This window comes from Chitinophaga sp. Ak27 (genome assembly GCF_012726295.1).
Taxonomy (GTDB): domain Bacteria; phylum Bacteroidota; class Bacteroidia; order Chitinophagales; family Chitinophagaceae; genus Chitinophaga.
On the sequence record NZ_JABAOB010000001.1, the window covers coordinates 949,474 to 968,815 of the forward strand.

Consider the following 19,342-nt stretch of genomic DNA (forward strand, 5'->3'; position numbering starts at 1 on the left):
TAATGATTAACCAGATTGTAAACAAAAATCAGCTAGTCTGTAAACCGCCATCTCACAGAGGGGCGCCGGATATATATCCGGCTCATAACATTTCATTTTCTTACTAACGGTAAAGACTCTATGAAAATAAAGTTACTAAATCTACCGCGAATGAACAAAACTGTTTACACTGCGCTCATCAGGTATGTGTACCGGTAATATAACACTCCAGACTGGTAATAATATACCGCTGGTCATCGATAATAAACTTCACCACGTCACCGATAGAAATCAATCCTATCAGTCTTTCCCTATCATCTACCACCGGCAGGTGACGAATTCTTTTATCTGTCATCAATGCCATGCAGTCTTCAATTGCATCGTCCTCCGTAACAGTGATAGGCCGCTCTGTCATGATTTCCCGGATTAATGTTTCCTTAGAGGCACGTCCCTTCAGGATCACCCGGCGGGCGTAGTCACGTTCTGAAAAAATCCCCAGGAAATGATCATTCTCATCTACTACAGTCAACGCACCTACGTTATGATCTACCAATTTCTGAAGGGCCTCAAAAACGGTGTTATCAGGATTTATGGAGTATACTGCATGACCCTTAGCCTGCAGGATATTACGTACTTTTCCCATGGCAAGCTGCTTTTTAAGAAGTAAATAAATGAAAAACCACCATTTCTAAGTTACCATTTTTCAATGTTAAAAGCAAGGCAGTGTAAAAAGAAAGTTATTTGTGTAAACAATACACAATGAGTGAAAAACAGAAGGCGGAAAGCAAAAAGCTATTGTGGGAGAATAACCAGAGCGATTTTTATTATTTGCTCTGGTTATTCTCCCACAATAGCTTTTTGCTTTGCTTTCAGCCTTCTGCTCTACAGCGTTGTTGCTCCGGACACCGGCGCCGCCTCTTCCTGGTGCAGATCAAATACCACGATGGTATTCTCTCCTTTCTTCAGCCAGGGAGCCGGGCAGTATAGGCGTTTCTGTGGGCCTATTTCCCAGTAGCGTCCAAGGTTATGGCCATTTACCCATACTATGCCTTTCTTATAATTCGACATATCGATATAGGTGTCGCCGGTTTTATCCAGCTGGAAAGAGGCTTTATAGAACTGGCCCGGCTTGGCTGCATTGTTGGCAGACGGGGTAAGTTCCTGTACATACTTTTCTGTCATCGGCAAACCGTATACTTCCCAGTTCATCAGGGTCATACCGTTTAGGACTACACGATCCGTAATCCCCTTGCGATCGATGATGGCATCTGCGAAATTGATACGGCCCATGCCTTCTACCAGGATTTCCAGTACAGGGTTTTTCACGTCGCTTGCAGGAATATCGATCGTTTTTTCACCGAGGCGGCGATCCAACTTCCCGATATATTTTCCGTTCAGAAATACAGTGGCGTAATCGTGCAGATCTTTGATGGTCAGCTTACCGCTCTTATGCCCGATGAGGGTGGTTTTATACAGCATAAAACCATAATCCTGCCCGAATGCCTCACATGGCTTAGGCTGCGGTGTTTGTACGGCCTGTGGCAGATGATCCCATACGGAGGTGAAAGGCGTCAGGTTGATAGCCGGAATAGTAATCGTTGGAATAGGCGCAGGGACCGGTGGTAGTTTTTTACCCTTCGGGAGATAACTACCGATGAGTTGACGCAAAGCCTGGTATTTAGGCGTAGCGCTTCCTTGCTCGTTAATAGGCGCATCATAGTCGTAGCTGGTGACATCTGGTTCGTAACCTCCTTTGCCGCCCGAATTAGCCCCGGCAGTATACCCAAAATTGGTACCTCCATGAATCACATACAGGTTAAAAGAACGTTTGGTATCCATCAGGAATTTTACCTCTTTGGAGATACCTTCCACGCCTGGGCGTTGCCATTGTTCGCCCCAATGTGTTAACCATCCGGGGTAAGATTCACTGCTGAAGGATGGTACATTGGGATTCTGTTTTTTAGCGGCTTCAAAATCTGCTTCAGATCCGCCAGAATCCAGTCCTATCGCAGCGCCATCTACGCCGCCGGCTTCCAGCATATAGGCGGTAGGGCCATCGGCTGTATAGAAAGGAATATTGATTCCCTGTTTTACCCACAGGTCTTTCAGGGTATTTAAATAAGTTTTATCATTACCATAGCTGCCATATTCATTCTCTATCTGCATCATCACCACCGGGCCGCCATTGGTGACCAGCAAGGGCTTTACTTCCGCAGCCAGGTGCTCCACGTAGCGGGTTACTGCTTCCATATAATGCGGGTCCATGCAGCGTACTTTAATATCCGGCGATTGCAACAGGTAAGGCGGTAAGCCACCAAATTCCCATTCTGCGCATACATAAGGGCCCGGGCGCAACAACACCCACATTCCTTCCTGCTGGGCTATTTTAATAAACTCTGCGATATTATGATTCCCGGTACTGAAATCAAACTGACCTTTTACAGGCTCGTGGTAGTTCCAGAAAACATAGGCAGCAATGGTATTACAACCCATGGCCTTTGCCATTTGGATGCGGTGACGCCAGTATTCATGTGGAATACGGGCCGGATGCATTTCTCCACTAATCATCTGGAAAGGCTTGCCATCCAGCAGGAAATCCGTTTTGCTTAAAGCAAAAGCATGTTTACTCTGTGCCTGTACTGCCTGTCCCATCCAACAGGACAACGCCAGCATGCCACTTAGAATTATTTTCTTCATTGTTCAGATAAATTGCCGATAAGCGTTCAAAATACGCTAAATAATTTAAAATCGGTAAAATTGAAGGGCTGCAATTTTATTCCCGGTATGCTCCGGTCATAAAACTACAGCCCTTTCTAATAAGCCCGATAAGGCCTTTATTAAATATTTCCTTTTTTTCGTTCGCTGATCGCGTGATCGCAAGCCCTCGCGGTAAGCGCCATATAAGTGATAGATGGATTTACGCAGGAAGAAGAGGTCATGCAGGCGCCATCTGTTACATACACGTTTTTAGCCGCGTGTACCTGGTTGAAACCATTGAGTACAGCGGTTTTCGGGTCTTTACCCATACGGGCAGTTCCCATTTCGTGAATGCAGTGGCCTGGAGGAGGCGCCGCGTCGTAACCACTTACATTTTTTAGCCCTGCCGCTTCCAGCATTTCAATGGCGCTGGCTTGCATATCCTTACGCATAGCCATTTCGTTTGCCTTGAACTCGCAGTCGATATCGAGGGTGGGCAGGCCATACTTATCCTTTTTATGCTTGTTCAGCGTTACCTTGTTTTCAAAATAAGGCAGGTGTTCGCCCCAGGAGCCCACGCCCATATGCCATTTTCCTGGCTCGGTCTGCGCTTCTTTCAAAGCTACGCCGATGCCATCCCAACTGATGCCTCTGCCCCTGCCGGCGCCGCCCTGGTAGCCAAATCCACGCACATAATCCTTCTGCATGGTTTTGTCGTTGGTGTTGCGGAAACGGGGGATATAAATACCATTGGGTCTGCGGCCGCTGCTGTAATACTGATCTTCGAAACCTTCGAACTCGCCGCCGGCGCCTACGCCATAGTGGTGGTCCATCAGGTTATGCCCCAGTTGTCCGCTATCATTACCAAAACCATTCGGGAAACGATCGGATACAGAGTTCAGCATAATCCAGCTGGTACCCAATGTAGAAGCATTCAGGAAGATGATGTCGGCATAATATTCTACCGTTTGCAGGGTATGGGAGTCCATCACTCTTACGCCGGTAGCTTTAGCCTTATCCTTATCATATAACACCTCCAGTACAATAGAGTCGGGGCGCAGTGTCATGTTACCGGTAGCGGCAGCAGCCGGCAAGGTGACACCATTGCTGCTGAAATAGCCGGTAAACGGACAGCCCCGGGCGCAGAGGCTACGGTACTGGCAAGGGCCGCGGTTGTTCAGTCCTTTGGTCAGGTGTGCTGCCCGGCCAATGGTGATAATGCGGTCATTGTATTTTTCTTTTATTCTGGCGGCCACGTGTTTCTCGAGGCAGTTCATCTCCATAGGCGGCAGAAAAACGCCATCCGGCAGTTGCGGCAAGCCCTCGGCTTGCCCGCTTACACCAATGTATCTTTCCACATATTCATACCAGGGAGCAATATCCTTATAACGGATAGGCCAGTCCACCCCATGCCCGTCTTTTGCGTTGGCTTCAAAGTCGAGATCGCTCCAGCGGTACACCTGGCGGCCCCACATGATGGAACGTCCGCCTACATGGTATCCCCGAAGCCAGTTGAACGGCTTTATTTCGTTATAGGGATTTTCTTTATCATTTACCCAGAATTGCTGGGTAGCTTCATCAAATGCATAGCAACGGCTCTGGATTGGGTGGTTTTCCCTCATTTCGTTACTGATGCTGAGATGATGGTCAAATTCCCAGGGAGCTTTCATGGCGGTGGTGTAGTCCTTGATATGTTCTACATTACGCCCTCTTTCCAGCACCAGTGTTTTCAAACCTTTTTCGCTCAACTCCTTCGCCGCCCAGCCTCCGCTGATACCGGAGCCCACCACGATCGCATCGTAGGTATTTTCCTTGACGGCCTTTATATTCAGATTCATTGATCCCTTTTTAGATATTACCTTTCTTTAATTCTTTCACTGCATAGTCTACCGCGCGTGCTGTCATTGCCATATAAGTGAGGGAAGGATTCACGCAGGAAGCGGAAGTCATGAAGGAACCATCTGTAACGAATACGTTTTTCACCGCATGCATTTGATTGAAGCCGTTGAGCACGGATGTTTTCGGATCACGGCCCATACGTGCGGTACCCATTTCGTGAATGGCCATACCCGGATAAGAACCGTTGTCGTATGTTTTCACATCTTTAATACCTGCCGCTTCCAGCATTTCAGCTGCATCGTTCATCATATCTACCCGCATTTTTTTCTCATTTTCCTTGAATTCGGCATCGAACTTCAGTACTGGCTGGCCCCACGCGTCTTTCACGGAGTTGTCGAGCGTTACCTGGTTGGCTTCGTATGGTAAGCATTCACCGAAACCACCTAAACCGATGCTCCATTTGCCAGGTTCGGTAAGCATTTCTTTGAAATCTTTACCCACGCCCATTTCCGCGATACCACGGCTCCATCCGGAGCGGCTGGCGCCACCCTGGTAACCAAATCCGCGTATGTAATCACGCTTATCGGTACCAATGTTACGGTAGCGGGGAATATAGATACCGTTGGCACGGCGACCGAAATAATATTTGTCCTCATACCCGTCGGCGGTACCGGAAGCGCCTGTACGGAAGTGGTGATCCATCAGGTATTTACCCAGTACGCCGCTATCGTTGCCCAATCCGTTGGGGAAGCGGGAAGAGGTGGAGTTGAGCATTACAAAGGTAGAACCGAGAGTAGAACCATTAATAAAAATGATTTTAGCATAGTATTCCACCATTTGTTTGGTGTGCTTATCAATGACTCTTACGCCGGTTGCTTTGCCTTGTTTTTCGTCGTAAATCACGGAGTTTACGATAGAATCCGGGCGAAGCGTGAGGTTGCCCGTAGCCCGGGCAGCCGGCAATGTAGAGGATTGTGTGCTGAAGTAAGCGCCAAACGGACATCCGCGGCTGCAGAGGTTGCGGTACTGGCATTTTTCACGGCCAGGCAGTGGTTGCGTAATGTTAGCTACACGGCCCATGGTGATAATACGGCCTTTGAATTTATCTTCCACGCTCTTCTTTACATCCTTCTCCACGCAGTTCATCTCCATAGCAGGCATAAACTGGCCATCAGGCAGCTGTGGTAAGCCTTCGCGGGTACCGCTGATACCGGCAAATTTCTCTACATAATCATACCAGGGCGCAATGTCTTTATAACGGATAGGCCAGTCTACCGCGATGCCATCTTTCAGGTTTGCTTCGAAGTCAATATCACTGAGACGATAAGACTGACGGCCCCACATAATGGATTTACCACCTACGATATCGGGGCGGTACCAGTCGAAACGTTTTACCTCGTTGTAGGGACTTTGCGAATCGTTGATCCAGTATTTTTCGTTGTGCTCACTATACGGATAGTCGCGGCTCAGCTTGGGGTGCGTTTCGCGTTGATCTACTGTAATACGGCCGCGATGCGGGAATTCCCAGGGATCTTTAGTCGCCGTTTCGTAGTCTTTCACGTGTTCCAGTGGTTTACCACGGTCCAGCATGAGTACTTTCAAGCCTTTTTCAGTCAGTTCTTTGGCAGCCCAGCCACCGCTTACACCGGAGCCAATTACAATGGCATCAAAGGTGTTTTCTTCCTGTGCTTTTATATTCAGGTTCATGTATTATCAGATTTAACGCATAAAAAAGAAAGCATTCGGTTATTAGTGCTTAGTGGGTTAACACTTTTGCATTCGCTAACAGCCGGTAGCCATTATATTATATTGCCCAGGCTTTTTCGCCTTTGGTATAAGGCGTACACCCTTCGTACTTGCCGGGAACAGCTACATAGCGTAAAGCCTTGGTAGCACCTGGCTCAGAGGTAAAGTAGCCCAGGAGGGTTAATTCCTTCAGGTACTGGAAATAATGGGTAGGATCTCCTTCTTTTTTGTCTTTGCGTTTATTGTAGTCTACACGTTCCTGCTCAATTTTAGTCAGCAGTTCGGTACGTTGTTCCGGGGTGATGTCCATGAAGCCTTTCTTAAATTGTTTGTCACTCGCATCATTGATTTTCTTCAGGCCGTCCAGGAATACTTTCTGGTCTTCTTTCTTGTAGCAATCGTTCATCATCACGATGATGAAGTCTTCTACTTTAGCATCTTTGGCACCTGGCGTACCGGTTCTGGGTATAATAGTTTCCGCAATTTCTGCTAATAATGCCTTGGTTTCAGGCTTTTGCAAATCATAGTTCTTCGGTGCGGAACCCGTGCAGCTTTCTAAAGCTGATAACGTGGAAGCGGAAATGGCTGTACCCAACAAAATCGCCACATTCCTTATTGCGTCTCTTCTATGCATAAATAGTAAATTGATTTGACCGTTGAACAAGTTGAAAAAAATAATTCTAAAAACCAAATTATATTTAGAGCCGGAAGCATAAAGCATAAAACAAAAAGCTATTGTAGCGAATGATCAACGCAATTTATAAATATCGCTAAGATCATTCGCTACAATAGCTTTTTGCTTTATGCTTTCAGCTCTAAAAAATAGCTTTTTGCTTTATGCTTTCGGCTTAGAGTATGTATTTGCCTTTGGCATCGACCAGCACTACCGGCAGCTTATGGTGTTTTTCAAAATAGTCATAAGCGGACCTTAGCTCCGTCCAAAACTGTTTGGAAGAACCGTCGGTAAGGGTAAAGGTACCCAGGTAGTTCATGGAACCCTGATTGTTGAATTTAACCGGGAAAACGTGTACCGGGATAAAATCCTGTCCTGCATTTTTAGCATTTACGGCCAACACGTATACCTCATCTATAAACTCATCGGTTAATGGAATACAACCCACCGTGATACAGTTGCCGTGGATATAGATTTCACCTCCCGGATTTTTCTGATCGCTGAGGATGCGGTCTGAATAGTTGGGATAATTAATACCCAGGGAGAGGTGGTAGTTACTATTTGGATTGAAGTCGTTGATATAATAGAAGCCTTCCGGCACCTGGCGATCGCCTTCTTTACGCTTAGGACCCATTTTCCCCGACAAGGTACAAACCCGGTAGGATTTGAACAGGCGGAAGCTATCTGATGCGTTATTCTTTACCCATATCTCCATTTCGCTGTCCAGTTTAAAAGAGCGTATGAAAATATATTTCGCAGGATAGGTAAGCCCTTTCTTTTCAAATTCCTTTTTGAGCAGCTCCTCTTTTTCCCGGTAGGCCTCCCCTACTTTGGGAAACATTTTCTGATTTTCGAGGAAAGACTGCTGCGCAAAAATTTTACCGGCACCAAGCAATATCAAAGCGATTACAACAAGTCGTTTCATATACTAATTCAACAAAATTTTAATATTAAACCAGATTCACGTAAGCAAGATAAAACAATAACAGCGAAAGAATAAAATATACTACCATACTCACCTTTTTACTGGCAATCTTAAGTATATAATGTTTATGTCCCTGGTAGATCAATATAGCCGTGAACGCCTGAAAAATTCCTCCCAACAGAAATAATACGCCGAATAATGTTTGCATCCTCATAAAAAACGGAACCCTGGTTTTAATATTGTAAAGTTACAGATTATTGCCTTACTGTAGCTTTATCCATTCCAGTTTTACCACTGCTGCATCCACTCCGGAGGTATAGGTGCCACGTATAGGAAACTTACCAGCATTATAGGCATAAGAGTAAGTGCTGGTGACTACCCGGGAAGAATTGGCGCTGTTATAGCTTTCAGTTACAATATTATGCGCTGATAAATGCGCCACGTTCAGGTCCATCAGACCAGCCAGCTCAGGGTGTTGCTGCTGCGGATTAGGTCGGTTATCGTAAGTATAGGTTACCATGGCCGTATGTACAAACCTGGTGTAGCCGGGTTGTTTACCGTAAGTATCCATTCTGGAGATGTCACCATCTTCATTCCAGGTAAACTGCTGGTAACCGGTATTTTCCCAGGCGTCTTTCTGTGCGTCTTTACTTACCTGGTAGCGGAAAGCCAGTTTACCGGCAGCGTTATATACCAGCGAATCGCAGGCATATACTACATTGTTACGGTAGTAGCTGATTTTGGCCATGTTATCGCCATCAGGTGTATAATCATAAGAGGTATACAGTTCACCGGTAGTGGCATTTTCGTCATCTGCCAGCAGGCTTTTTACCAGGCGGCCATTCTCATATACCGGCAGCTGCACATTGTTGTAGTCTGCGTTTTCTGTTTTATGCTGTTGCACAATTTTCCGGATGGTTTTGTCGGCATTGTATTCCAGTAAGGTTTGCCCTGCCGGAGAAGATATTTTATGCAGGTAAGTGTCTGACTGGCCATCGTTATCAGCCCGAAAAGCAGAAAAGGTAATGGTGGAGGCGATGAGCATAGCTGCGCCAGCCCGTCGGATGAATAATTTGTTGAGCATAGGTTTTACATTAAGAAAAGTTAAATTATGTAAAAGAAAGTATAAAAATAACCGGAAATAAAGGAAGTGCTAGTTATTAAGTTGTTAACAATAAGTACTTTCTGAAACAATCTCCGCTATATCCGCATTCTTTTATTATTTAAAATTATACATTAAAAATAATAAATATTTGTATAAATAAAAATAAAAAAAGCCCGCCGGGCAATCCAGGCGGGCTCTGCATTTAATAGTTGTAACCATCAGTGGCAGGTTGTGGCAACCGTACACCAGATAAAGGTCGTGTTAATTATAAGTTACCACGCAGGGCCTGTTCTCTTTCGATCGACTCAAAGAGGGCTTTGAAATTACCTTTACCGAAGGACTGGGCTCCTTTACGCTGAATAATCTCAAAAAACACTGTCGGCCGGTCCTGTATAGGCTTAGTGAAGATCTGCAACAGGTATCCTTCATCATCCCGATCTACCAGTATGCCCAGTTTTTGCAGTGGAGACACTTCTTCGTCAATTTTACCCACCCTGTCGAGCAGCGTTTCATAATAGGAAGAAGGCACTGTCAGGAACTCCACTCCCCTGCTTTGCAGTTCGGTCACTGTTTTTACGATATCATTGGTAGCAATGGCCACGTGTTGTACGCCGGGGCCACCGTAAAAATCCAGGTATTCCTCGATCTGGGATTTTTTCTTTCCTTCTGCCGGCTCATTGATCGGGAATTTCACACGGCCGTTCCCATTACTCATCACCTTACTCATCAGGGCAGAGTATTCGGTGGAAATATCGCTGTCGTCGAAAGAAATCAGATTCCTGAATCCCATAACACGTTCGTAGAACGATACCCAGGTATTCATTTCATTCCAGCCTACGTTACCCACGCAATGGTCTACATACAATAAACCGGTATCTGTGGGATTATAAGCAGTTTTCCATTCTTTATAACCAGGAAGGAAAAGTCCGTTGTATTTTTTCCGTTCCACGAAAACATGCACAGTGTCGCCATAGGTGCGGATACCGCTGCGCACCACCTCACCAAATTCGTCCTTCTCTACTACCGGCTCCAGGTAAGGCGTACCACCACGTTTTACCGTTTCTTCAAAAGCGGCGCGGGCATCATCTACCCACAGGGCCAATACCTTAACACCATCGCCATGCTTGGCCACATGGCGGGCAATATCAGTATCGGGCAACAGGGAAGTCGTCAGTACAAAACGTAGTTTGTTTTGTACCAATACATAGGAAACCCGGTCTCTTACCCCGGTTTCAGGGCCTGAATAAGCCACGGATTGAAAGCCAAAAGCTGTTTTATAGTAATGGGCAGCCTGTTTGGCGTTGCCTACATAAAACTCAACATAGTCGGTGCCGTTGAGTGGTAAAAAATCCTGCTGACCGGTTAGGTTGTCGGCATTCATTAATGCTGTTTCCATAACATTCAATTGTTTTGGTTCTATTAAGGAGGTTGATTTTGTTATTATTCTGCCCAGCTCATTACATAGCTGCCATCTTCAATGTCCAGTGCTGCTGCTGTTATCTGTAATGGATGGAAGGTATCCACCATTACGGCCAGTTCTTTTGTTTCTTTAGCCCCGATACTCTTTTCCACGGCGCCCGGGTGCGGTCCATGCGGAATGCCCGCCGGGTGCAGTGTAATCATGCCGCGCTCTACGTGTTTACGGCTCATAAAGTCGCCGTCCACATAGTACAATACCTCATCGCTGTCGATATTACTATGGTTATAGGGAGCAGGAATTGCCTGCGGATGATAATCAAACAACCGTGGACAGAAAGAGCATACTACGAAGTTGTTGCCTTCAAATGTCTGATGTACCGGAGGTGGCTGGTGCACCCTGCCGGTGATCGGCTCAAAGTCGTGGATAGAAAAGGCGAAGGGGTATTCACAGCCATCCCATCCTACCACATCAAACGGATGATGTTTATAATGAAGCGGGTAAATAATGCCCTTCTTTTTTGCCAGGATCCGGAAATCGCCTTCTTCATCGATCGTTTCCAGGTTTTCCGGTTGCCGGATGTCCCTTTCGCAATAGGGCGAATGTTCCAGCAGCTGGCCATATTTACTGAGATATCTTTTAGGATAACGAATAGGACTAAACGACTCTACAATGAACAGGCGGTTGTCTGCAGTGTTGAATTTGATCTGGTAAATAGTACCACGGGGAATTACCAGGTAATCGCCATAGCCGAAAGTAAGTTGCCCGTACTGTGTTTTCAGGGCGCCGCTTCCTTCATGTACGAAGATCATTTCATCGGCATCTGCATTTTTATAGAAGTACCCTTCCATACTTTGGCGTGGGGCGGCCAGTACAATATGAAGGTCACTATTGACCAATACCGCCTTGCGGCTTTGCAGGAAATCATCTTCCGGCTTTACTTTGAAGCCCATGAAACTGCGGTGTTTCAGCATTTTCTCTTCTGCCACCAGGGGCGCCACAGAATAGGGCTCGCCCACCTTAACAATCTCTGTAGGTGGGTGACAATGGTATAATAAGCTGGAGTGAGAAGAAAAGCCTTCTGTAGAAAATAACTGTTCCGAATACAGCTTGCCATCCGGTTTGCGGAACTGAGTATGGCGTTTATGCGGTATTTGTCCAAGTTTATGATAATGTGGCATAACAGGTAAGTTGAAAAGATTGTGCTGGTGTACGATGATTGTTCTGGTGTACGATGATTGTTCTGGTGTATAATTAATAATTGAATGGGTGTATGATTCCCCGGTTGCCGGTATATAAAATTATTTGCGTAGCGGGTTGCCGGATACCTGTAAATGTGAACTGGTAAGCAGTTGTACACACGCAGGAATAGCAACAGAATACTATTACAAAGTTACAATATATAAATACGAAGAATGGCCGTTAGAGGCCGTTGGGAAAGGTTATGCCAAAGCCGAATCCATGGCAAGTGTTGCCATGAGGAAGTAATAATTTGACTGACTGTTGCTTGTATATTTCAGCGAAATGGACAAGTGGCGATTGTTTAGGTTACTAAGGTAAGGATATAATTTAATAATCGCCAAAAGATGTTCTGAAGATGGTAGATAAATAAAGGTATCTGACGATCCGGTTACCTGAATAACAAAACTTAATAATAATAAACACAACAGTCATTAAATTGTCATGGATTCAATATTTATTGAAAATAACGAAATAGCAAAAACATCAAACAATCGTTCTTTCTTTGAAAAAATATCATTAAAAAAAGCTTTATAACAAACAAAAACAAACCAAATGATCTTTTTTTGAAACATTTCTAAAAATGCTCACTGCGCTTTTATTTACCAGTGTAATTGCGGACTTTTGTTACACAATCGTCATATTTCAATAGTGATACCGTTTTATACATATCAATCCTTTAGAACAACTGCTGCCTCCCGGCAGGTGGTTACGGGCACTATGGCGACCACGTCTACCATTATTACAACCCCAGTACGGGGTTAATTTTCACATATGATCCAATGACCACAGCAGGTGGTACCTAACCGGGAGGACCCGGAGTTATCTACGTATAAATTTTCCATATGCAAGTATTAAAATTCGGCGGCACTTCAGTAGGAAGCGCCAAAGCAATAGAACAGGTTTGTCACATCCTCAAACAATATAAACCTGCAGGACAGTATGCCATTGTTGTATCAGCACTGGGAGGAATTACGGACAAGCTTATACGCTGTGGTCAACTGGCTGAAAAAGGCCAGGAAGCTTACAAAGAAGTGTTACAGGAAATTGAAGCCAGGCATCTGGATACCATTCGTGAACTGTTTCCCATCACCGCACAAAGCAGCCAGATCAGCCAGCTGAAGAAAAAACTCAATGCCCTGGAAAACCTCTGTGATGGCATCTTCCAGGTAGCGGAACTAAGTCCCCGCACCCTCGACAAAATCATGAGTTATGGCGAATTGATGTCCTGCGTGATCGTAGCAGAAAAGCTGAAGCAACAGGGATTTTCCGCCAGCTGTAAAGACAGCCGCGAACTGATTGTTACCGATCAGCAATTCGGTCATGCTACCGTTAACTTTGTTACCACCAATCATAATATTGCACAGTTCTTTGCACAGAATACCAGCGACTATGTAGTGCTTCCGGGCTTTGTAGCCGCTACAGCAGATGGCGAAACCACTACGCTGGGCCGGGGCGGCTCCGACTACACCGCTTCCATTGTAGCAGCTGCCGTAAATGCCTCTGTATTGGATATATGGACAGATGTAAGCGGCATGATGACCGCTGATCCCCGCATGGTATCACAGGCCATTCCTATCTCACATATCTCTTATGTAGAAGCCATGGAGTTGTCGCACTTCGGCGCCAAAGTCATCTACCCTCCCACCATTCAACCGGTCATGAGTAAACGTATTCCCATCTGGATCAAAAATACTTTTGCTCCTGAAGATCATGGCACCCTGATACAGGACACCGAAGAACGGAGTTTACCCGTTACCGGTATCTCCGGTATTCAACATATTGCTCTGCTGACCCTGGAAGGTAGCGGCATGGTGGGCATCCCCGGATTTTCCAAACGCCTGTTTGAATCCCTGCTACGGGAACGCATCAACGTGATACTGATTACCCAGAGTTCCTCGGAGCACTCCATCACCGTAGGTATTCATGAAGCAGATATGCTGAAAGCCAAAACTGCCGTAGACAGTGAGTTCGGACAGGAGATACTGGAGAAACGTATAGAACCGCTGCAGGTAGAAAAAGATCTCTGCATTGTAGCCGTAGTAGGCGATAACATGAAAAATCACCATGGCACCAGCGGCAAGCTTTTCGGCACCCTTGGCAGGAATGGTATCAACGTAAGGGCCATTGCACAGGGATCTACTGAAAAAAATATTTCTGCCGTCATCAACAAAGCAGATATCAGGAAAGCGCTGAACGTAATGCATGAAACATTCTTTGAAACACCGCTCAAACAGATCAACCTCTTTATAGCAGGCGTTGGCAACGTGGGCAGCAAACTGCTGGAACAACTGCAACAGCAGGAACATTACCTGCGCAACGAGCTGGGCTTGCAGGTAAGGGTGATCGGGCTGGCCAACAGCCAACATACCCTGGTAGCCGAAACCGGCATTGTACTCGATGACTGGCGTAACCAGCTGGCCGGCGGAGCACATTTGAGCACCACTGATTTTGTACAACAGATCAAAACACTGAACCTGCGCAACAGCGTATTTGTGGATAATACTGCCAGCGCCGATATTGCCGCCGTATACCACGAATTCCTGCAACATGGTATTTCCGTGGTTACCTGTAATAAGATTGCCTGTTCTTCCGACTATGCCTACTACAAGAAATTGAAAGACCTGGCCCGGAAATACAATGCTTCGTTCCTGTTTGAAACTAATGTGGGCGCCGGTTTACCAGTGATCAACACACTGAATGACCTGATCAGGAGCGGTGATAAAGTACATAGCATAGAAGCCGTATTATCCGGCAGCCTGAACTTTGTATTCAATCATTTTGTGAATGGCTCCAGCTTCCGGCAGGTAGTAAAAGCCGCGCAGGATGAAGGATATACCGAACCAGATCCGCGGATAGACCTGAGCGGGAAAGATGTAATGAGAAAAATATTGATCCTGGCGCGGGAAAGTGGCGCCGCCATTGAGATGGATGAAATCACCAACTACTCCTTCCTCCCCGATGCCTGCCTGGATGCGCCGTCGGTAGCAGACTTTTATGAAACACTGGATGTACATGCCGGTCATTTCCAGGGACTGCGGGAAACCGCTGCCGCTGAGGGCAAGCGTTTGAAATTTGTAGCCCGTTATGAAGATGGTAAAGCATCCGTAGGCCTGCAAAGCGTAGGCGTGGATCACCCGTTTTATAAACTGGAAGGCAAGGATAACATCGTACTGTATAGTACCAGCCGCTATAAAGACCAGCCGCTGATTGTAAAGGGGGCCGGTGCAGGCGCTGATGTTACCGCCTCGGGCATATTTGCAGATATTATCCGCAGTGCCAGATTATAAATTTTATATGAAGACTTTGCGGATTGTTGCAAACGTAAAAATCAATTCTTAAATTAAACTAACTAATACGGTTTATGGATAGTATCAAAGTATTTGCGCCGGGAACTGTGGCTAATGTTGCCTGTGGATTTGATGTAATAGGGCTGGCCCTGGATGCACCGGGAGACGAGATGATTCTCCGCAGGAGCAGTGAACCCGGTATCCGTATTACCGCCATCCATGGCGCCGACCTGCCCCTGGAAGCTTCCAGGAATGTGGCCGGGGTGGCTGTTCAGGCCTTATTACAGAAATATGAGCGACCTGATATTGGTATTGAAATAGAGATCTTTAAAAAGATACATCCGGGCAGCGGTATTGGTTCCAGCGCCGCCAGCAGTGCGGGCGCTGTAGTAGGCGTAAATCACCTGCTGGGAGAGCCTTTTACCAAAAAACAACTGGTGCGTTTTGCCATGGAAGGCGAAAGGCTGGCTTGTGGCTCTGCTCACGCGGATAACGTAGCACCGGCCATCCTGGGCGGCTTTACTCTGGTAAGAAGCTACCGCCCACTCGATATTACCGGCTTACGTACACCGGAACATTTATGGGTGACCGTTATACACCCCCAGATCGAAGTAAAAACATCGGATGCAAGGGAGATACTGAAACAAAAAGTACTGATGACGGATGCCATCCGCCAGTGGGGTAATGTGGCCGCGCTGGTAGCCGGTCTTTACCAGGACGATTATGAGCTGATCAGCCGTTCGCTGGAAGATGTGATTGTAGAGCCGGTACGGGCCATCCTGATCCCGGCATTTCATGAGCTGAAATTAAAATGCAAAGAAGCCGGCGCACTGGGTGGAGGGATCTCCGGTTCCGGCCCATCTGTTTTCATGCTGAGCAAAGGCGAAGAGAATGCCCGCAAAGTAGCGGCCACCATGGATAGCGTTTACGCACCACTGGGAGTAGATTATAAAATCTATGTATCCCAAATCAACACCGCAGGTGTAAAAGTGATTGACTAACCTCTTAACAACGTTTTATTCATGCAGTATTTCAGCTTACAAAACAAGCAGCACCAGGTAAATTTCGAGACAGCAGTTGTACAAGGGTTAGCACCAGACAGGGGACTTTACTTCCCGGATCAAATTCCTAGTTTAGACAAAGATTTTATTAGTCACCTGCAAGATTATACGGATCATGAAATCGGACTTAACGTCATCCGCCCATTTGTTGGAGATGAAATACCCGAAGCAGCATTAAAAAAGATCGTAGCAGACACCTTACATTTTCCCTTCCCGGTACAAAAAGTAACCGGTCATACGTATGCACTGGAGCTGTTTCACGGCCCTACGCTTGCTTTTAAAGATGTAGGCGCCCGGTTTATGGCCGGCTGCCTGGGCTATTTCCGCCGTAATGCCACACAGCCGGTTACCGTACTGGTGGCCACTTCCGGCGATACCGGCGGCGCCGTGGCCCATGGCTTCTACCAGGTACCTGGCGTAGAGGTAGTGATCCTGTATCCCTCTAAAAAGGTGAGTACCTTACAGGAAAAGCAGCTTACTACATTAGGGCATAATATACATGCACTGGAAATTGCCGGCACCTTCGACGACTGCCAGCAACTGGTAAAAACAGCGTTCCTGGATGCAGAGCTACAGGCCTACCGGCCGTTGACCAGCGCCAATTCCATCAACGTGGCCCGCTGGCTGCCGCAGATGTTTTATTATTTCCTGGCTTACAAACAAATGAAAGCGGCCCATCCTCGCTTGGTATTTTCTGTACCCAGCGGCAACTTCGGCAATATATGCGCCGGTATGATGGCTGCCGCCATAGGGTTGCCTATTTCACATTTTGTGGCCGCTACCAACATTAATGACACGGTGCCCCGTTTCATGGCCAGCGGCAAATACGAGCCTGGTACCGCTACGCCTACCCTCTCCAATGCGATGGATGTGGCCGACCCCAGTAATTTCGTACGGATCCTACAGTTATTCGGCAACAGTCTTCCCCAACTAGCAGAGCGATTTACCGCCTATAGCTTTAATGATAAAGACACCATCCGCACTATGGAACAGGTGTGGAAAGAACATCACTATATGCTGGACCCTCATGGGGCTGTAGGCTTTATGGGTTTACAACGCTACCTGCAAAATTCGCCGGAGCTAACCGGCGTTTTCCTGGAAACAGCCCACCCGGTGAAGTTTGAGGATACGGCACCTAAGTCTATCCGGGAAGAAATATATACGCCCGCCAAGGTGATGTCGTTATACAGCAAGGAAAAAGAAGCTACCTTATTACCGGCGGATTATGCTACACTTAAAAACTGGTTAATGCGGTAATGATTCTGTAGTTTTGGCGCCAATATGAAGTATTTACCTATCCTCCTGTTGTTCGTGGGTGCCGTAGGCTGTCATGAGTCCGGCACCCGTCATGCAGCTGGTGCCAACGCTGCTGATTCGGCTTTATATAGTGATATTATCCGCCCTGTCACAGATTCCATTCAACGGTTTCCGGAAAATGATGCCCTGTATTACCGCCGTGCCCTGCTGTTGTTTAATACCAATCCGGAGTTGGCGCAGGTTGATTTTGAGAAAGCAGCTTCCCTGCAGCCTTCCAATACAGATTACTGGGCCGGTGCTGGCGAAGCGGCCCTGGTAATGAACAACTATGCCAAGGCAGCCGGCAATTTCCAAAAAGCACTGGCTATCGCTCCCGGCTATACGTACCTGCAATACCGCCTGGCCACTGCGATGATTGAAAATAAACAGTATGGTCAGGCCGATAGTATTGCCGGAGTGCTGGCACAAAGCAAAGATGCACGCGATAAAGCCTTTTACCTGAAAGCGAGGATGGCAGAAGACCGGCACGATACAGCTGCAGCTATTCAGCACCTGACCACTGCCATACAGGCAGCCGGCAACCAGGCAGAGTTTGAAGCCGTGATGGAACTGGGTGATTTATTGCGCGCCAAGACGGCACCCCATGCCGTTGACTATTATCAACAGGCCTGGCGGATGGATACTACCAATGCCCAGCCCTTATATGAAGCCGGACAAGTACAAGAAACTTATCTTAATAATCCGGAGCACGCGTTGGCCACCTATCGCCAATGCATTGTAGCAGATCCGGGGTTTGAGCCGGCCTACCTGGCTATCGGTAAAATTTACCGGGGTAAGCAGGACTGGAAACAGGCTTATACTTATTTTAACCTGGCCGCCAAAGCAGCGCCTACAGACGCCTGGGCATATTACTACCGGGCCGAAAGCCAGGAACAGCAAGGCAATAAAGCCATGGCCGCAGATGATTATGCCAAAGCTGTTTCCTTCAAAAAAGATTTCAAAGAAGCCAGAGAGGCCTTACAGAGACTGAAGCCTTAATTGCTTACATTTACATGACTCAAAAATATTGCATTTGGAAAAACATCCTGTTTTAGTGGCGCCTTCTTTACTGGCAGCGAATTTCCTGGAGTTGGGAAAAGAAGTGGACATGGTTAATCGCAGTGAGGCCGATTGGTTTCATCTCGATGTGATGGATGGCCGGTTTGTACCGAATATCAGTTATGGTCTGCCGGTGATTGCCCAGATCCGGCAAAAGGCTAATAAACCCTGTGATGTACACCTGATGATAGAAGAGCCGGAGAAGTATGCGGCAGATTTCAAAAAAGCGGGCGCCGATATTTTAACAGTGCACTATGAAGCCTGTATACACCTGCACCGGAATATCCAGCAAATCAAGGGCCTGGGTATGAAAGCCGGTGTAGCACTGAATCCGCATACACCTATTGAACTATTGGAAAATGTGATTCGTGATATTGATGTGGTACTGGTGATGAGTGTAAACCCTGGTTTTGGTGGTCAAACCTTTATAGAGCAGACTTATCATAAAATCAGGCAACTGCGGAAACTGATTACAGATAATCATGCCCAGGCGTTGATAGAAGTGGATGGAGGCATAGGACCCGAAAATGCGGGGCAGTTAATCCAGGCGGGCGCCAATGTATTAGTGGCAGGCAGTGCGGTTTTTTCCGCTGCCGATCCCGAAAAAATGATTCATCTCCTTAAGACAAGTGCGCAATAATTTCCTTGGATAAAGGTTTGGTGAGATAGCCAGTTACAAAGCTGTAGCCGCTCACCCGTTCCTTGTCCTTCTCATCAATGGATGAGGTTAATACAAAGATTCTGATGTTCTTGGGGAGTTCTGTACAGAACCCGGCATACTCTTCCAGGAACTCCCAACCATCCATCACCGGCATGTTGAGGTCGAGCAAAATAAGATCTGGTAAGGCTTCGGGACTGCCAGCGTTGGTACGGAGATAGTCCAGGACATCCTGTGCATCTGAAAATACGCGGATGTGGTTACTGATAGCCTGACGTTCGATCATGATTTTAGCAATCTGCTGGTGAATCGGGTCATCATCTACAATAAAAATCGTATCGATCAACTTCATAAAGGG

General features: G+C 46.7%; 15 protein-coding genes. 5 read left to right on the forward strand and 10 right to left on the reverse strand.

Annotation, left to right across the window (positions count from 1 at the left end):
- Positions 1-178: 178 nt before the first annotated feature.
- The 9 genes from HGH90_RS03775 to HGH90_RS03815 all read right to left on the reverse strand — a co-directional run bounded on the left by HGH90_RS03775 (position 179) and on the right by HGH90_RS03815 (position 11,562).
- Positions 179-622, reverse strand: coding sequence for a CBS domain-containing protein (locus HGH90_RS03775; RefSeq protein WP_168763661.1), 444 nt, complete (start codon positions 620-622; stop codon positions 179-181).
- Between the two features lie 239 nt (positions 623-861).
- The gene (locus HGH90_RS03780) at positions 862-2,676 is read right to left on the reverse strand and encodes a glycoside hydrolase family 35 protein (RefSeq protein WP_169190427.1); all 1,815 of its coding nucleotides are present in this window, start codon (positions 2,674-2,676) and stop codon (positions 862-864) included.
- Positions 2,677-2,816: 140 nt separating this feature from the next.
- Entirely contained in the window at positions 2,817-4,514 is a 1,698-nt protein-coding gene (locus tag HGH90_RS03785; RefSeq protein WP_168763663.1) for a GMC oxidoreductase, read from the reverse strand.
- Between the two features lie 10 nt (positions 4,515-4,524).
- Positions 4,525-6,222 carry a GMC oxidoreductase gene (locus tag HGH90_RS03790; RefSeq protein ID WP_168763664.1) on the reverse strand — a complete coding sequence of 566 codons (1,698 nt, stop codon included), beginning with the start codon at positions 6,220-6,222 and terminating at the stop codon, positions 4,525-4,527.
- Positions 6,223-6,319: 97 nt separating this feature from the next.
- Positions 6,320-6,895 carry a gluconate 2-dehydrogenase subunit 3 family protein gene (locus tag HGH90_RS03795; RefSeq protein WP_169190428.1) on the reverse strand — a complete coding sequence of 192 codons (576 nt, stop codon included), beginning with the start codon at positions 6,893-6,895 and terminating at the stop codon, positions 6,320-6,322.
- A 214-nt stretch (positions 6,896-7,109) separates the two neighbouring features.
- The gene (locus HGH90_RS03800; protein WP_168763666.1) at positions 7,110-7,859 is read right to left on the reverse strand and encodes a murein L,D-transpeptidase family protein; all 750 of its coding nucleotides are present in this window, start codon (positions 7,857-7,859) and stop codon (positions 7,110-7,112) included.
- 262 nt (positions 7,860-8,121) lie between these two features.
- A complete protein-coding gene (locus HGH90_RS03805; RefSeq protein WP_169190429.1) occupies positions 8,122-8,943 on the reverse strand; it encodes a hypothetical protein in 822 nt (273 codons plus the stop codon).
- Between the two features lie 286 nt (positions 8,944-9,229).
- Positions 9,230-10,360 (reverse strand): 4-hydroxyphenylpyruvate dioxygenase, encoded by a 1,131-nt coding sequence (hppD, locus tag HGH90_RS03810; RefSeq protein ID WP_169190430.1) that lies wholly within the window; start codon positions 10,358-10,360, stop codon positions 9,230-9,232.
- A gap of 44 nt (positions 10,361-10,404) precedes the next feature.
- Positions 10,405-11,562 (reverse strand): homogentisate 1,2-dioxygenase, encoded by a 1,158-nt coding sequence (locus tag HGH90_RS03815; protein ID WP_169190431.1) that lies wholly within the window; start codon positions 11,560-11,562, stop codon positions 10,405-10,407.
- A gap of 903 nt (positions 11,563-12,465) precedes the next feature.
- Between HGH90_RS03815 and thrA the strand changes: the two genes are divergently transcribed.
- The 5 genes from thrA to rpe all read left to right on the forward strand — a co-directional run bounded on the left by thrA (position 12,466) and on the right by rpe (position 18,966).
- A complete protein-coding gene (gene thrA / locus HGH90_RS03820; RefSeq protein ID WP_169190432.1) occupies positions 12,466-14,910 on the forward strand; it encodes a bifunctional aspartate kinase/homoserine dehydrogenase I in 2,445 nt (814 codons plus the stop codon).
- Positions 14,911-14,984: 74 nt separating this feature from the next.
- The gene (locus HGH90_RS03825) at positions 14,985-15,911 is read left to right on the forward strand and encodes a homoserine kinase (RefSeq protein WP_168763671.1); all 927 of its coding nucleotides are present in this window, start codon (positions 14,985-14,987) and stop codon (positions 15,909-15,911) included.
- Positions 15,912-15,932: 21 nt separating this feature from the next.
- On the forward strand, positions 15,933-17,228 hold the full coding sequence (gene thrC / locus HGH90_RS03830; RefSeq protein WP_169190433.1) for a threonine synthase: 1,296 nt from the start codon (positions 15,933-15,935) through the stop codon (positions 17,226-17,228).
- A 24-nt stretch (positions 17,229-17,252) separates the two neighbouring features.
- The gene (locus HGH90_RS03835) at positions 17,253-18,266 is read left to right on the forward strand and encodes a tetratricopeptide repeat protein (RefSeq protein ID WP_169190434.1); all 1,014 of its coding nucleotides are present in this window, start codon (positions 17,253-17,255) and stop codon (positions 18,264-18,266) included.
- 34 nt (positions 18,267-18,300) lie between these two features.
- On the forward strand, positions 18,301-18,966 hold the full coding sequence (gene rpe / locus HGH90_RS03840; RefSeq protein ID WP_168763674.1) for a ribulose-phosphate 3-epimerase: 666 nt from the start codon (positions 18,301-18,303) through the stop codon (positions 18,964-18,966).
- Here rpe and HGH90_RS03845 read toward each other — a convergent pair.
- Complete coding sequence (locus HGH90_RS03845; RefSeq protein WP_168763675.1) at positions 18,947-19,336, reverse strand: response regulator; 390 nt, start codon at positions 19,334-19,336, stop codon at positions 18,947-18,949. The genes rpe and HGH90_RS03845 overlap by 20 nt on opposite strands.
- Positions 19,337-19,342 lie beyond the last annotated feature (6 nt).

Coding starts and splice junctions, on each gene's coding strand:
- HGH90_RS03790 (WP_168763664.1), bottom strand. CDS start 6,222: ATGAACCTGAATATAAAAGCACAGGAAGAAAACACCTTTGATGCCATT.
- HGH90_RS03835 (WP_169190434.1), top strand. CDS start 17,253: ATGAAGTATTTACCTATCCTCCTGTTGTTCGTGGGTGCCGTAGGCTGT.
- thrC (WP_169190433.1), top strand. CDS start 15,933: ATGCAGTATTTCAGCTTACAAAACAAGCAGCACCAGGTAAATTTCGAG.
- HGH90_RS03795 (WP_169190428.1), bottom strand. CDS start 6,895: ATGCATAGAAGAGACGCAATAAGGAATGTGGCGATTTTGTTGGGTACA.
- thrA (WP_169190432.1), top strand. CDS start 12,466: ATGCAAGTATTAAAATTCGGCGGCACTTCAGTAGGAAGCGCCAAAGCA.
- hppD (WP_169190430.1), bottom strand. CDS start 10,360: ATGGAAACAGCATTAATGAATGCCGACAACCTAACCGGTCAGCAGGAT.
- HGH90_RS03785 (WP_168763663.1), bottom strand. CDS start 4,514: ATGAATCTGAATATAAAGGCCGTCAAGGAAAATACCTACGATGCGATC.
- HGH90_RS03845 (WP_168763675.1), bottom strand. CDS start 19,336: ATGAAGTTGATCGATACGATTTTTATTGTAGATGATGACCCGATTCAC.
- HGH90_RS03815 (WP_169190431.1), bottom strand. CDS start 11,562: ATGCCACATTATCATAAACTTGGACAAATACCGCATAAACGCCATACT.
- HGH90_RS03800 (WP_168763666.1), bottom strand. CDS start 7,859: ATGAAACGACTTGTTGTAATCGCTTTGATATTGCTTGGTGCCGGTAAA.
- HGH90_RS03805 (WP_169190429.1), bottom strand. CDS start 8,943: ATGCTCAACAAATTATTCATCCGACGGGCTGGCGCAGCTATGCTCATC.
- HGH90_RS03825 (WP_168763671.1), top strand. CDS start 14,985: ATGGATAGTATCAAAGTATTTGCGCCGGGAACTGTGGCTAATGTTGCC.
- HGH90_RS03775 (WP_168763661.1), bottom strand. CDS start 622: ATGGGAAAAGTACGTAATATCCTGCAGGCTAAGGGTCATGCAGTATAC.
- HGH90_RS03780 (WP_169190427.1), bottom strand. CDS start 2,676: ATGAAGAAAATAATTCTAAGTGGCATGCTGGCGTTGTCCTGTTGGATG.